13 protein-coding genes and 1 tRNA gene are annotated in these 14,499 nt (G+C 61.1%); 6 read left to right on the forward strand and 8 right to left on the reverse strand.

Annotation, left to right across the window (positions count from 1 at the left end; translation table 11 throughout):
- Window positions 1–143: 143 nt before the first annotated feature.
- The 3 genes from FPT15_RS03965 to FPT15_RS03975 are packed head-to-tail and all read left to right on the forward strand — an operon-like array spanning window position 144 to window position 2,419.
- Window positions 144–581, forward strand: a complete 438-nt coding sequence (locus FPT15_RS03965; protein WP_145158711.1) for a MarR family winged helix-turn-helix transcriptional regulator — start codon at window positions 144–146, stop codon at window positions 579–581.
- Window positions 582–603: 22 nt separating this feature from the next.
- Window positions 604–1,167 (forward strand): isochorismatase family protein, encoded by a 564-nt coding sequence (locus FPT15_RS03970; RefSeq protein ID WP_145158713.1) that lies wholly within the window; start codon window positions 604–606, stop codon window positions 1,165–1,167.
- Between the two features lie 7 nt (window positions 1,168–1,174).
- Window positions 1,175–2,419 (forward strand): MFS transporter, encoded by a 1,245-nt coding sequence (locus tag FPT15_RS03975; RefSeq protein WP_145158715.1) that lies wholly within the window; start codon window positions 1,175–1,177, stop codon window positions 2,417–2,419.
- Here the strand turns inward: FPT15_RS03975 and FPT15_RS03980 are convergent.
- Together FPT15_RS03980 and FPT15_RS03985 are read right to left on the reverse strand one after the other, a co-directional pair.
- Entirely contained in the window at window positions 2,394–3,260 is an 867-nt protein-coding gene (locus tag FPT15_RS03980) for a DNA/RNA non-specific endonuclease (protein ID WP_145158717.1), read from the reverse strand. The genes FPT15_RS03975 and FPT15_RS03980 overlap by 26 nt on opposite strands.
- Window positions 3,261–3,389: 129 nt before the next feature.
- Complete coding sequence (locus FPT15_RS03985; RefSeq protein WP_145158719.1) at window positions 3,390–4,607, reverse strand: MFS transporter; 1,218 nt, start codon at window positions 4,605–4,607, stop codon at window positions 3,390–3,392.
- On the opposite strand from FPT15_RS03985, the gene FPT15_RS30295 reads away from it, so the two are divergent.
- Window positions 4,525–4,842 carry a hypothetical protein gene (locus tag FPT15_RS30295; RefSeq protein ID WP_372241443.1) on the forward strand — a complete coding sequence of 106 codons (318 nt, stop codon included), beginning with the start codon at window positions 4,525–4,527 and terminating at the stop codon, window positions 4,840–4,842. The two genes, FPT15_RS03985 and FPT15_RS30295, sit on opposite strands and share 83 nt — an antisense overlap.
- 214 nt (window positions 4,843–5,056) lie before the next feature.
- Here FPT15_RS30295 and FPT15_RS03995 read toward each other — a convergent pair.
- Window positions 5,057–5,132, reverse strand: a tRNA-Asn gene (locus tag FPT15_RS03995).
- Window positions 5,133–5,218: 86 nt separating this feature from the next.
- Window positions 5,219–6,103, reverse strand: a complete 885-nt coding sequence (locus FPT15_RS04000; protein WP_145158721.1) for a LysR family transcriptional regulator — start codon at window positions 6,101–6,103, stop codon at window positions 5,219–5,221.
- A 101-nt stretch (window positions 6,104–6,204) separates the two neighbouring features.
- Here FPT15_RS04000 and lldD point away from each other — a divergent pair, with 101 nt between their 5' ends.
- Both lldD and FPT15_RS04010 read left to right on the forward strand, forming a co-directional pair.
- Entirely contained in the window at window positions 6,205–7,347 is a 1,143-nt protein-coding gene (gene lldD / locus FPT15_RS04005) for an FMN-dependent L-lactate dehydrogenase LldD (RefSeq protein ID WP_145158723.1), read from the forward strand.
- Window positions 7,348–7,628: 281 nt separating this feature from the next.
- Window positions 7,629–8,558 carry a GGDEF domain-containing protein gene (locus tag FPT15_RS04010; RefSeq protein WP_145158725.1) on the forward strand — a complete coding sequence of 310 codons (930 nt, stop codon included), beginning with the start codon at window positions 7,629–7,631 and terminating at the stop codon, window positions 8,556–8,558.
- A gap of 22 nt (window positions 8,559–8,580) precedes the next feature.
- Here FPT15_RS04010 and FPT15_RS04015 read toward each other — a convergent pair whose 3' ends face one another.
- The 4 genes from FPT15_RS04015 to FPT15_RS04030 all read right to left on the reverse strand — a co-directional run bounded on the left by FPT15_RS04015 (window position 8,581) and on the right by FPT15_RS04030 (window position 14,499).
- Entirely contained in the window at window positions 8,581–9,354 is a 774-nt protein-coding gene (locus FPT15_RS04015; RefSeq protein ID WP_372241439.1) for a TenA family transcriptional regulator, read from the reverse strand.
- Between the two features lie 77 nt (window positions 9,355–9,431).
- Entirely contained in the window at window positions 9,432–11,906 is a 2,475-nt protein-coding gene (locus tag FPT15_RS04020; protein ID WP_145158729.1) for an EAL domain-containing protein, read from the reverse strand.
- A 195-nt stretch (window positions 11,907–12,101) separates the two neighbouring features.
- Window positions 12,102–13,904 (reverse strand): ABC transporter ATP-binding protein, encoded by a 1,803-nt coding sequence (locus FPT15_RS04025; protein WP_145158731.1) that lies wholly within the window; start codon window positions 13,902–13,904, stop codon window positions 12,102–12,104.
- Window positions 13,897–14,499: a DsbA family protein gene (locus FPT15_RS04030; RefSeq protein WP_177410076.1), complete on the reverse strand. Its 603-nt coding sequence runs from the start codon at window positions 14,497–14,499 to the stop codon at window positions 13,897–13,899. The genes FPT15_RS04025 and FPT15_RS04030 overlap by 8 nt, the downstream gene beginning before the upstream one ends.

Here is a 14,499-nt window from a genome sequence, read left to right on the forward strand (position 1 = left end):
CGAACTGGGGCTGCTTCGCAGCCCAACGCGGGGCAAGCCCGCTCGCCACAACAAGCCCGCTCGCCACAACAAGTAGCCTTTATGAAGAAAAATTTATACAGCTAAACTGTAGAGTTTTCCTGCACGGGTGCTACGGTTAAGGCATGACCGACTCTTCTCCTGGCACCGCCACCCTGGCCGCCGAACTGCGCATCTCACTGGGCAAGCTGATCCGCCGCCTGCGCGAACAGACTCACCCCGATGATTTCACCACCGCGCAAAAGTCGGTGTTGCTGCGCCTGGACCGCGATGGCCCGACGACCGTGTCCGCCCTCGCCCGCGCTGAAAGTGTGCGGCCGCAGTCGATGCGCATCACCGTGGCCGGGCTTGAGGCAATGCAAGCCGTCAGCGGCAAGCCGGACCCATCCGATGGCCGGCAGACGCTGATCGAACTGACGCCCACCTTGCGCAAACACCTGACCCAAAGCCGCGCCGCCAAAGACGATTGGCTGCTGCACGCGCTGCAAGAACAGCTGTCACCCCAGGAACAACATGAACTCGCCGCTGCGGTGAAACTGCTGGAGCGCCTCGCCGACTTTTGAATCACCCGATTGAGGAAATAGCATGGCTGTCACCTCGCTGGATGCAACAACCGCCCTGATCATCGTGGACCTGCAACACGGCATCGTGGGTTACCCTTTTATTCATCCCATTGGCGAGGTGATAGAGCGGTCGCGTGCACTGCTCGACGCCTTTCGCGAACGCGGGCTGCCGGTGGTGCTGGTGAATGTCAGCGGCTTTGCGCCGGGACGCACCGAGCGGCCGCGTCGCAGCACTGAGCTGCCAGCCGATTGGGCCGATTTGATTGAGCAACTCGGCCAGCAGCCCAGCGACATTCTGGTGACCAAACGCAGCTGGGGCGCCTTCGCCAACACGGACCTTGAAGCGCAGTTGAAGGCGCTCAATGTCACGCAAGTGGTGATCACGGGCGTTGTCACTGGCACCGGCGTCGAGGCCACCGCGCGGCAGGCGTATGAATTTGGCTTCAACGTGACCCTGGCCATCGATGCCATGACCGACGTCAGCCCCGAAGCCCACGCCTACAGCCTGCAGCACGTGTTCCCCAAGCTGGGCGAATCGGGCACGGCGCAAGCCATCATCGAGTTGCTCGACAACCGCGGGAATTGAAGCCGTCATGAGTTTCCTCGGCACGTTCCGTTCCCTGCGCAGCCCCAACTACCGCATCTGGGCCGCCGGCGCGCTGGTGTCCAACGTCGGCACCTGGATGCAACGCACCGCCCAGGATTGGCTGGTGCTGACTCAACTCACGCCGCATAACGCCGCCGCGGTGGGGATCGTGATGGCGCTGCAGTTTGGGCCGCAACTGTTGTTGCTGCCGTGGACCGGGTTTGCTGCCGATCACTACGACCAGCGCAAACTGTTGATCTTCACTCAGGCGGTGATGGGCCTGCTGGCGCTGACGCTGGGCGTGTTCACCATCACCGGCTTCGTGCAGCTGTGGCATGTGTACGTGTTTGCGTTTTTATCCGGCTGCGCCTCGGCATTCGATGCGCCGGTGCGGCAGATTTTCGTCGCGGAACTGGTGGGCGAGAAGGACTTGTCCAACGCCATCGCACTCAACTCCACCTCGTTCAACATGGCGCGCATGATCGGCCCGGCCGTGGCCGGCGTGACCATCGCGTCTGTGGGCACCGGCTGGGCGTTCCTGCTCAATGGCTCGAGCTTTTTTGCGGTGCTGGCGTCGCTGTTTTTCCTGCGCGTCTCAACTCAACACACCAAGGTGCGCGCGCTGCGTACCAAAGGCAGCCTTACCGAAGGCATGCGTTACGTGTGGGCACGGCCGGACCTGAAGGCGATCCTGCTGATGCTGTTTCTGATCGGCACCTTCGGCATGAACTTCCCGATTTTCATCTCGACCATGGCCGTCACCGTGTTCCATGCCGACGCGCGCGGCTACGGGCTGCTGACCTCGACCCTGGCCATCGGCACCATCGCCGGTGCGCTGATTGCCGCGGGCAGCGAACGACCCCGGTTCAAGTCTCTGCTGACCGGTGCGGCAGTGTTTGGATTTGGCTGCATGCTGGCAGCCCTGGCGCCCAATTACTGGACGTTCGCGATTGCGCTGGTGGTCATCGGCGTGGGCGCCATGACCTTCAGCAACACCACCAACAGCCTGATGCAACTGACCACCGAGCCCGCGATGCGTGGCCGGGTAATCGCCCTGCGCGTCGCCGTCGCCTTGGGCGGCACGCCAATTGGCGCGCCCATCGTCGGTTGGGTCGCCGACCACTTGGGCCCGCGCTGGGCGCTGGTGGTCGGCGCGGTGTCAGGCATCCTGGCGGTGGGCGTGGCGCTCTACACAATCAAGCGCCAGCTGGATCGGCCGCAGGTGATCAAGTCCGACCCACCGACCCTGTGACCGGCAGATTGCCCAGCAGCTTGAGGCCAGTGCTCTTCACAAACGTCTCGTAGTCCATCGGCTTCTGGATGCGCGTTTCAGCGTTGGGCAGCACATAGGCCCAGGCACGTTTCGACGAGGCGTCGTACACCAGCTTGAACAGGCGCGTCGGCACCCAGACCTTGTTGTCGCCGATGGTGCTGTAGCCCGCGTCGAACAACGGGCCGGTGAACACAAACACATCGCCGCCGGCACGCACGGCAAACTTGCGCACATCCGCCTCGACCTTGCTCCAGATCTTGCGGTTGTTGGTAGGGTCTTGCGGCACCATGTTCGACAGCGCGAAGGATTGCGCCATGGCATTCGCGCTCGGCGCGTCGGCTGCCGGGGACTGATGACCACGGTCCACGGCCGGGTGCTGGCTGCGGTAGTCGCTCAACTCGGCGCGAGCGCCTTTGGGGATGCGCGGGTCTGCGTAGAACTGGTTGGTGCGTTCCTCGCCTTTGGCGTTCTTGAGCTGCGCGGCGTTCAAGCGCTCGACCACCACCAGCGGCGTCTTGCTCGTTTGCGAGTAGAGCACCGCAAAATTATCGGAACACAACGCCATGGGTTTCATGGTGCTGGGCACGGTGGCGGTGTTGATCGGTGTGGCACCGGGGAACAGATCGGCGCAGCTGGCGAACGTGGGTTGCTGTTGCTTGCTGGAATAAAGGTCGAGGGCCGCGCGCTGGCTGGTCGAGCCTGCGCGTGAAGTGTGTGTCTGGGCGGGTGGCTTGATAAGGTCGAACAAACCACGGGCATCTGCCCCGGTGGAAAGCAAAACAAGGGCTGACAGCCCGACTGCAATTTTGCGCAGGTGCATGCATGACTTCTTTGAAAGGGAGTAAGCGGCAGGCTCCGCTGGCGGAGCCAAGTGGATGATCTTGCGAGGTTTATTGACCCTCGCAAAGCATTTTAGTGCGGCCTCTTCACGCGTTTTTCAGCACCCCTGTCAATGCCCCGCCACGGCGGGCTTGCCCGCCCCGCGCGCGCCTGGCTTGAACGCATGGGTCCGCGCGCGCCAGGCAATCGCAAACGACAGCGCGACCAACAACGCCATCGCCCAGGGAAATGAGGCAACGCCCCAGGTATCGAGCAGTACGCCGCCCACCACGCCACTGCCGGCAATCGCGCTGTTCCATGCCACCACGTTCAGCGACAGCGCCACGTCTGCGCCGTCACCCGCCGCGTCCGCGAGAGCTGTTTGCAGCAAGGTCGCCGCGCCGCCAAAACTCAAACCCCACACTGCCACGCCGAGGTAAATCACCTGCGGCCTATTGCCTACAAAACCGAACACCACGCTCACGGCCGCAAACGTCGCCAGACTGACCAGCACGGTACGGCGCAACAGCGGCTCGACCAACTTGGCCGTCAGCCAGATTCCCGCCAATGCAGCAATCCCGAACACCAGCAGCACCACATCCACGCTGTCGCCCAAGCCGGCCGGCGCCACGAACGGGGCGATATAGGTGTACAGAATGTTGTGCGCCAGCATCCAACTGATCACCACCGCCAGCACGGGCCGTACACCGGGCGTGGTCAGCACCTTGGCCAGCGACACACGCTGGTGCGCGGCCTGGGGCGGATAGTCCGGGACTTTTACCAGCACCCACACAATCAACAGCAGCGTCAGCGCCGACATGAGGCCGAACGTGGTGCGCCAGCCCACCAGCCCGCCTAGCCAGGTGCCCAGTGGCACCCCCAACGACAGCGCAATCGGCGTGCCGACCATCGCCAAGGCCAGCGCCCTGCCCTGTTGATGCGGCGCGACCATGCGGCGGGCGTAACCGGCCAGCAGGCTCCAGGCCAACCCCGCCGCCACGCCGGCGAAGAAGCGCGCCACCAGGGTCACGCCATAGTGCGACGACAGCGCTGTGATGGAATTGAACAGCAGAAACCCGACGATGGTCAGCAACAGCACATTGCGCCGGCGCCAGCCGCGGGTGGCAATGGTCATGGGGATCACCGCCAGCACCGAACCCAGCGCGTAGGCGGTGACCATCTGCCCGGCCAGCGACGGCGAAATCGCCAGGCCCTCGCTGATCAACGGCAACAGGCCGGCGGGCAGGGTTTCGGTGACGATACAAATGAAGCCGGTCATGGCCAGCGCGAGCAATGCGCCGATGGGCAGGCGGTCGGACGCGGCGGATACGCTGAGTGAGGGTGTCACAGGCAACTCCTTAAGCCGAGGCGATTTAAATATCAATCTGGCGCTGCCGATCTCCATGGTCTGCAACAACCTCGAAGCCCGGATTTGCTTTGCCGTGCAGGGCATCGGTATCGCCTATCTGCCCGACTTGGCCATCCGCCACGCACTTGCCGCCAACACGCGGGTGCAAATCCTCAAAGACTGTTCACGCGCATCTGTTTCCCGAGCAAGCATTAACGCCTGGCACTACGGCTGAGACGCACGCGCTCGCTGACCACTTCCACTAATTCAGTTTGCTTGCGAACCAATTCATTCGGATCGTGCGGTTGATGTGGGGAATGATGAAGAGATAGCCTTGCGCCACTATTCGAGTGCGATCGTAGGACTGCCGAACCGAGAGCATCAACGCGTGATGGCGCACCAAATCCAAGGCAAAAAAAAGCCTGCATCTCTGCAGGCTTTTCTCTATCTGGCTCCACGACCTGGACTCGAACCAGGGACCCAATGATTAACAGTCATTTGCTCTACCAACTGAGCTATCGCGGAATGCGCCGTATGTTACTGATTAAAAAGAAGAAGTCAAGCACTGAGGCATATTTTCCAGAATTCCCTCGGATAACCACTGCAAACGTCTATACCGGGCTGGCCATTTCTTTGGCCAGGTCCAGCCAAGCGCGGGCGGCTGGCGGCAGGTGTGCACTGGCGCGCCACGCCAAGGCGATGTGCCAATCGGTGTGCGCCTCGTCCAGCGCAATCAGCGCGATGCCGGGTTGCTGATGCTTGTGCGCAAGCATGCGCGGCAGGAAAGCGACGCCTAGCCCCGCCGCCACCAAGTCGACGATAAAGTCGATCTGGCCGCTGCGTGCAGTTACCCTCGGCGTCACGCCCTTGCGTTCACAGGCCGCAAGGATCTTGGCATTCAGGGCGAAACCCGCTTCGAACAGGATAAACGGCGAATCCGCCAGGTCGTTGAAATCAATGCGCGTACATTGGGCGAGTGGATGGCTCATGGGCAGCACGGCCATCAGGGGTTCGTTGCGCACCGACTGGTAGTCGAAATCTTCATCCATGGGCAACAGCAGCGCCGCCAGATCGACCTCGCCGGCTTCCAGGCATTCACGCAATTTCTTGCTGCCATACTCGGTCAGCTCGATATCGATGTCCGGATACCGCCTGCGGTAAGCGGCGAACATCGCGGCAAACAGCACGCCGCAGCCCACGGGCGGCAAGCCAATGCGCAATACACCACGCTTGAGCCCGCGCAGGTCGTTGATCTCGGCCACCAAGTCGTTGCGTTCAGCGAGCAACACCAGCGCGCGGCGGTAGGCAATTTCGCCAGCGGCGGTCAGTTCGTTCCTGTGGCCGAGGCGATTGAGCAGCGGCGTACCCAACTCATCTTCCAGCGTCTTGACCGCCTTGCTCACGGTGGACTGAGTCAGGGACACCACCTGGGCCGCCTGGGAGAAACCGCCCTGGCGCACCACTTCGACAAAGGCGCGCAATGTTCTGAGGTTCATCGGTATTCCTTTGGCGACTGGCTGCTAGCGATAAAAGTTGTTTTTATCATGCCAGATATTTCCTTATGCTGAACCCACCTTGCCTTGTGGAGACCCTGTTGATGATCATCTCGTCCGCTTCCGATTACCGCGCAGCCGCAAAGCGCAAACTGCCGCGGTTTCTGTTCGACTACATCGACGGCGGCGCCTATGCCGAACACACGATGCGCGCCAACAGTTCGGATTTGGCCGAGATCAGCCTGCGCCAGCGCGTCCTGCGCAATGTCGACAACCTGAGCCTCAAGACCCACCTGTTCGGCCAGGAACTGGCCATGCCCGTGATCCTGAGCCCGGTGGGGCTTACCGGCATGTACGCGCGGCGCGGTGAGGTGCAAGCGGCAAAGGCAGCGGCGAACCAGGGCATTCCGTTTTGTTTGTCGACGGTGTCGGTGTGTTCGATTGAAGAAGTGGCGTCGCAGAGCCCGCAGTCGATCTGGTTCCAGCTCTACGTGCTCAAGGACCGTGGGTTCATGCGCAATGCGCTGGAGCGTGCGCAGGCTGCCGGGGTCACCACACTGGTATTCACCGTGGACATGCCGACGCCTGGCGCGCGTTACCGCGATGCGCACTCCGGCATGTCCGGGCCGTTCGCGGCATCGCGACGCATGCTGCAAGCGGTCACCAAACCGCAATGGGCCTTCGACGTAGGCCTGATGGGCCGCCCGCACGACCTGGGCAATATCTCAAAATACCTAGGCAAACCTACTCATCTGGAAGATTACATCGGCTGGCTGGCCAACAACTTCGACCCGTCGATCAGTTGGAAAGACCTGGAGTGGATCCGTGAATTCTGGACAGGCCCGATGATCATCAAAGGCATTCTCGACCCGCAGGATGCCAAGGATGCGCTGAGTTTCGGCGCCGACGGTATCGTGGTCTCCAACCACGGCGGCCGTCAGCTCGATGGCGTGCTCTCTACCGCCAGAGCCTTGCCGCCGATTGCTGATGTGGTTGGCGATGACCTGACGGTACTGGTCGACTCGGGCATCCGTTCCGGGCTGGATGTGGTGCGCATGCTCGCACTGGGTGCCAAGGCCTGCCTGCTGGGACGCGCAACGGCCTACGCGCTGGCCGCCGATGGCCAGCACGGCGTTGAAAACCTGCTGGACATCTTCGCCAAGGAGATGCGCGTGGCCATGACGCTGACCGGCGTGACGTCGATTGACCAGATTGACAGCACTACGCTGGTTCAATCAGCCAAATAACTGACGTCAGTACCCAACGACTGTTTTTACTCTGTAAAACGGTCGTTGATTTATAAGAAGTTTTAATAAGTTAAACGAAATGGCATGAATCTCGCTCTAATCCCTTTCAAGCAGGTTAGGCGATGACAAGACGTGCGGCGGTATCCAGGGGTTATAACCCATGGTAAAGCGGTTTAAACTGTTACCAATGTTTTACGGAACTGAAGGAACAGTAAGACGCTTGGCACTCGCCACTCTCACGCAGCCTGTAAGACAGTTAAGTGCTTAGAGGCAGATAGCTTATGAAAACACCGACCCAGACTCACGCAATTGACTTCGACAGTGCCAAATTGCAACGCCTGGGTTTTGGTCAGCCATCTCTCCTGCCACCCCGTCGACCGACGTCGTTTGCCCAGCTTCGTCAGCAATTGAGCCAACAATTGCAAGTCAGTCTGGAGCCCCAGCGCATCCTTGGCCTGTTCTTTCGCGAGATTCAGCGCTTGGTGCCCCTGGACGCATTGCAGTATCGCCACGAAGCCAGCGACCTGCGCCTGGAATTTGGTCATCGCGGCCACCACTCGGTGAGCTATGCCTTGAGCCATGAAGGTGAGCACTTGGGCGAGCTGGTATTTCGACGCAATCAACGCTTGCTGGAAGACGAACTGGTCCAGCTTGAAGCGCTGCTGGCAACCTTGCTTTACCCGATGCGCAATGCCCTGCTCTACCGCGCCGCCACTCGCAGTGCTCTGCGCGACCCGTTGACCGAAACCGGTAATCGCGTGGCCATGGACCAGACCCTGCAACGCGAAATCGACATGGCCCGGCGGCACATGAACCCGTTGTCCCTGCTGATGCTGGACATCGATCACTTCAAGAAGATCAACGACACTCACGGCCATGCAACCGGCGACACCGTCCTGCGCGCGGTGGCCGGGGCGATCAAGAGCCAGCTGCGCAATGTCGACATGGTGTTTCGATTTGGCGGGGAAGAGTTTCTGATCCTGCTCTCCAACACCGGCCGGGACGCGGCAGGTATGGTCGGCGAGCGCCTGCGCAAGGCGGCACAAGCTCAGGACTATTGGGCGGAGACCACACGGGTCGAACTGACGGTGAGCCTGGGGTGTTCGACGCTGTTGGCCGCCGAGTCTGCCGAAAGCCTGTTGCGCCGTGCCGACAACGCCTTGTACGTGGCCAAGCGTGAAGGTCGCAACCGCTTGGCAATGGCGGGGTAAACACCCCGCCATCACGCTTACATCACGCCTCGCTGGCGACGCGAACCTGACGTTCGCGAGTGGCCGCAGGCGCCTTTGCTTTTTCGTTCTCCAACCGCATGCAGCTTTCCAAGAACAGGTACATGTAGTCGTAGCTCTTGCACACCGCCTGACGCAGCTCTACCTGCAGGGCTTTGCTGGGGTTCGTCCCGGCCAGGGTGCAGATGATTTCCAGCGCTTCCCATGGGTGGGCGTCGTCATACTGCGCGTGCATCTTCAACCACTTCATGGCGCGTTTGCGGTCTTCCTCAGGGAAGGCTGCTGCGTAAACACCGGTCGAGCACACCACCGCCGACCACTCACCGGTTGCACCTTCGATCGCGTAGTTGGTCGCGGCAATCGCGACAATCAACGAATCGGCCGAGCTGGTATGCCAGCACCAATGGCTCAGTGCGTGCAGTTCAGGCGGTACGTTCTGCGCTTGCAGTTCTTCCAGGCTGACGCCGTGGGCACGGGCCCAATGCACCCAATAGTCGGCGTGGTTGAGCTCCACGCGAATATTGCGCATCAACCACCGGCGCGCCATATCCTCCCCAGGATGACGGGCAAACTTGGTCTTGGTGAGGTTTTGTGCCATGTACAAGGCAAACTGTTCAACCACTGGCCAGCCACCGATCAGGTAGTGACGCAGGGTCTTGGCGCTGAGCGTGTTGTCACGCATGCGCTGATACAGTTCGTGCTCGACAACTCGGCGCTTGCTCTCGCTACAGTCCTGGATCAATTGCTGCGCCCAGGCGGGGTAACTCGAGGCTTCCATAAGCGGGCCGGTTCTGTTGAATGTGTCGATCACTGTAAGGCTCCTTTTTAAGTGTGATTGTACAGACCAGCAAAGTTTCAGCGGAATGTGCCGGGCGCCTTGAATAACAGAGGCTGCGGCCGCACAGGTCGACACTGCAAGCTGTCAAAGGTAAACAATTGCGGGCGTTCAATCAGGTAGCCCTGAGCGTAATCCACACCTATCTCCAGTAACGCCTGTTCGATTTGCGGTGTTTCAACAAACTCGGCAATTGTGCGCTTACCCATGACATGGCCGATGTGGTTGATCACTTCGACCATAGCGCGGTTAATCGGGTCGTCCAGCATATCCTTTACGAAACTTCCATCGATCTTCAGGAAGTCTACAGGTAAATGTTTCAGATAGGCGAATGAGGACATTCCGGCGCAAAAATCGTCGAGCGAAAAATGGCAACCTAAGGCTTTGAGTTCATTAATAAAGCGAATTGCACTGCCCAAATTCGCTATAGCGCTGGTTTCGGTTATTTCAAAACAAATCATTTCAGGCGGAATGCTGTAAGTCTCGAATTTCTCACGTAAAAACCCAAGAAAATCGTCATCTCCAATAGTTATCCCTGACAGATTTATCGCACACATGGCCATAGGTCGGCCCGCACGCTCGTGCATGCAACGAGCGATGATCTTGAATACGTTCTCCACCACCCAGCGGTCCAGCGAAGTCATTAAACCGTAACGTTCGGCGGCCGGGATAAAACTGTCGGGAAGGATGATCCGGCCCGCCTCGTCGTGCAGGCGCAGCAGGATTTCAATATGGCCATTGCCGCCATCTGTTTGGCCCAGCGGGGAGATTTCCTGCGCGTAGAGGCAAAAGCGATTCTCCTCCAACGCCATGTGCAGGCGCTGCACCCAAGCCATCTCGCCAAAACGCACGGACAACTCCGAGTCATCCGCGTGGTAGACCTGCACACGGTTGCGCCCCTTTTCCTTGGCCATGTAGCACGCCATGTCGGCGGCTCGTAACGAGGCTTCCAGCGTGGTCGGGGTTTGCGAAATGTGCACCAGGCCAATACTGACGGTGGTCATGAAGGGCCGCCCCTTCCACACAAAATGCAGGCTTTGCACGGTATGGCGCAGGCTCTCGGCGATCTTTTCCGCCACAGGTACCGGGCAGTTCTCCAGCAGAATGCCAAACTCGTCCCCGCCCAGCCGCGCCAGCGTGTCGCCCTCACGCAGGTCCGATTGCAGCAGTGCGCAGATGTGGCGCAGCAACTCATCGCCCGCCGCATGACCGCAGGTGTCGTTGACCAATTTGAACTGGTCAAGGTCGAGGAACATCAGCGCATGCCGCCCGCTTTGCTGGCGCCCCGCAGGGTGCAGCACTTGCTCAAGGCGATACTCGAATTCGCGGCGGTTGGCCAGGCCGGTCAACGCATCGTGGGTCGCTTGCCAGGAGAGGTTGGCAATGTATTGACGCTCCTGAGTCATGTCGTGCAGCACCAGCACCGCGCCGCTGACCTTGCCTGCACTGCGAATCGGCGCGCCCACCAACGTCACTGACACGGTACTGCCGTCCAGGCGCTGGATCAGCTTCGAATGTTCGCTGCCGCCACTGAGCTGGCCCTTGATAATGTGCTCCAGCAGCGTAAAACCGTCCGGCTCGGCGTTTTCGTCCAGCAGCTTGAACAGCGCCGCCAGGGGCAACCCTTGGGCCTGCGCCGAGCGCCAGTGAGTCAGTGCCTCCGCCGCAGGGTTCATGTAGGCAATGGCGCCGTCGACGTCGGTGGTGATCACGCCGTCGCCGATCGACTCAAGGGTGATCTGCGCCCGCTCCTTCTCCACCTGCAGCGCGTCGGCGAAGGCATGGCGCTGGGTCAGCAACTTGTGGGTGCGCAGCAGGGCCAGCACGATCAGGCCCAGCGCGGTGGCCAGGTTAGTGATCAACAGCAGGCGCAGGATGACCCGCGAGCCCTCGCCCAGGGCATCACTGAAGGCCTTGGCAGCCGGCGTAACGCCGTCGTTGATGGCGGTGATGCGCGTTTTCCAGGCGTGCACGTCGGTGCTGCTGGCCTGGTCAGCGCTGATCGCCCGATGCATGGCGCGCGCCAGGTCATCCAATTGCACCAGGTAACCGTCGCCCACGGTCCACAGCTCGATGGCCTTTTCCAGATAACTGAAATGGCGGAAGTTGAGGTACAGCCAGATCAGGCTGGAAACGTCATCAGGGTGGTTGCCGCCCTTGAGGATACCCAAGCGCGCGGCCGTCAGGTCGGGGGTGGGCCGGTCGAGGGCAATGCGCAATTCATGCCCGCCCTGGGGCACTGAGATGGCTTGCTGGTATTTGAGGTAAGTGGCCGGATCGCGGTTGTCGGCGTAAAGGGTCAGGTAGTAGATCGCATCTTTCTGGCCCTTGGACCACAGGCTTTCACCGGCCACATACCCGCGTACCGCCGAGAGCATGTAAAGGCTGACGCAACCCAGCAATGCCTGGAACAGTACCACCGCGATAAACGGCCAGACGATGCCCAACAACCGAGGCGTACTTAACGTCGTTCCGAGAGTGCGCTTTTGCTTCATGAGGTCCCTTGCACAAGCACTACCAAAAACAGGCGAGTGATTAACGCTCCTGACAGCACAATCTTGGCTAAATTCGCTCGATCCGCTCAAGGGCGCCGGCTCGATTCAGCGCCTGAACCTTGAACGGCGCAGGAAAGCCGCTATTTCCTGGGGAGACTCTTGTGCCTGCCAGAGTCAATCATTGCAAACCCAACATCACCTAACTTGCTGCAAATGTCCGTAGAGCTTGGCGTACAGGCCACCGTCAGCGATCAACTGCTGATGATCGCCATCCTCGGCGATGTGCCCACCATCAAACACCAGTACCCGGTCAGCCTGTTTCACCGCTGAAAGCCGGTGCGCGATGATCAGTGTAGTACGCCCACTGAGAAATCGCGCCAGCGCCTGGTGCAGGTTGTATTCGGTGGCGGCGTCCAGGGCGGACGTGGCCTCATCCAGAATCACTACTTTGGGCTCGGCCAACACCATTCGCGCAATGGCCAGGCGTTGACGCTGACCGCCGGAAAACCGTACGCCGGAGCGCCCCACTACGCTGTCCAGCCCCAACGGCAGTGCCTTGACGGTAGCATCCAACTGGGCGATTTCCAGTGCCTGCCAACAGGCCTGGTCGCTGCGGGTGCGCCCCATGGTCAGGTTGGCGCGCACGGTGTCGTTGAACAACGCCGGGTGTTGCAGCACCACGGCGACGTTTTCGCGGATGGTCGCAAGCCCGATTTCCTGCTGGGTGGCCCCGCCGAAGCGAATGCTACCGGCTTGCGGCGTATACAGCCCCAGCAGCAGTTGCACCAGAGTACTTTTGCCGCCGCCACTGGCGCCGACAATCGCGACCTTCTCACCCGGCGCAATGGCCAGGTTCAACTGGTCGAGCACCAGCTCGTCGCCGTAGCCGAAATCCAGGCCGCGCACCTCGATGCCGACGGTCTCACGCCCGGTGAACGGGTCTGCGCCGCCGGCATACTGAGGCTCGTCGGCGCGCGCCAGCAGCTCGTTGATCCGCGTCAGCGCCCCGCCCGCCGCGTAGTAAGCGTATTGCAGGTTCAACAGCTGCTCCACCGGCCCGATCATGAACCACAGGTAGCTGAACACCGCGAGCATCTGGCCGATGGACAGGTCGGAAAACAGCACGGTAAGCATCGCCGCAGCGCGGAAGATGTCGATGCCAAACTGAAACAACAAGCCACTGGCACGGCTGGAGGCGTCGGTTTTCCATTGGGAGTGGATCGCGTAGTCGCGCACTTCCTGGGCGCGCTGGCCGAGGCGCCCGAGGAAAAAGCCCTGGCGGTTGCCCGCACGCACTTCCTGGATCGCGTCGAGGGTTTCGGTCAACGCCTGGGTGAAGCGCGACGTGCTGTCGTTTTCAAGCTTCTTCAAGTGTTTGACGCGTTTGCCCAGCTGTACCGTGGCGTAGATCACCAGCGGGTTGAACAGCAGGATCAGCAGCGCCAGCTGCCAGTGCATCCACACCAGAATCGCAGACGTGCCGACCAGCGTGAGCATGGCCACCAGGAAGCGGCTGAGGGTCTCGCCGACAAATTTGTCCAGCGTATCCAGGTCGGTGACCAGGTGCGTGGTGACCGTGCCGCTGCCCAGGCTTTCGTATTCGCCAAGGGAAATGCGCTTGAGTCGCTCGATCAGGCGCACGCGAATACGATAGACAATGTCCTTCGCCAGCCGCGCAAACAGCCGCGCCTGCACCACGTTGAACACCAGTGCGCCGCAACGCAGGCACAGCGTCACCAACAGCATCAGGCCGATATAACCGGCAGCCTTCTGCCAGCCCAGGGGCAACGCGTTGTTCATCACCTTGAGCGCGGCATCGCCACGGCCCAGCAACACTTCGTCGACCAGCAGAGGCAACAGCAAGGGAATCGGCACGCTGCACAACGTCGCCAGCACAGCGACGCCATTGGCAATCCACAGCGATTTTTTGTGGCGCAGGGCCAGACGGCGAATTTCCGCCCAGGTCAGTCGGTCGGTACGGTCGGGCTGGTCATGCACAGGTGGCTCGCTCCAACCAGCGGGCGAGCAATGGCGACAGCTCGGACAGCGGCTGGTAGCCGTTGGTCAACAAGGCCAACTGACCGTTACGCTCCGCCAGCAAGGTCGGAAAACCAGCAATGCCCAAATCCTGCACCCAGGTGAAATCAGCGGCCGTCGCGGCGTGCTGCTCGGCGCGGTCGAACGCGCCGGCAAACTCGATACGCGGGATGCCCGCCTCCTCGGCCAGTTCGACCAGCACGCTGGCCAGGGTCACATCGCGGCCCTCGACGTAAAACGCGCGCTGGATCAGCCCCAGCAGCTTCCACGCGCAATCCGGCGCCAGGCTGCGCGCCGTGACGATGGCGCGGCACGCGGGCTCGGTGTCATAGACAAAACCATCGGGCAACGCGCCTTCACGCGTGAACGGCTGACCGGTGGCTTCGGTGACCGCCTGCCAGTGCTCAAGGATGTAGCGCCGGGTGGTCGGCTCCAATGCCGCGCCACTGCCGGTGCGCAAACCACCCACCACCAGGTGCAGCTCAACGCCCGCAGCCTGGGCCTGCTCGACCAACGCTTCGGCCACCGGGGCAAAGCCCCAGCACCAGGAACACAT

This window comes from Pseudomonas sp. RGB, assembly GCF_007713445.1.
In the GTDB taxonomy this organism is placed as follows: Bacteria; Pseudomonadota; Gammaproteobacteria; order Pseudomonadales; family Pseudomonadaceae; genus Aquipseudomonas.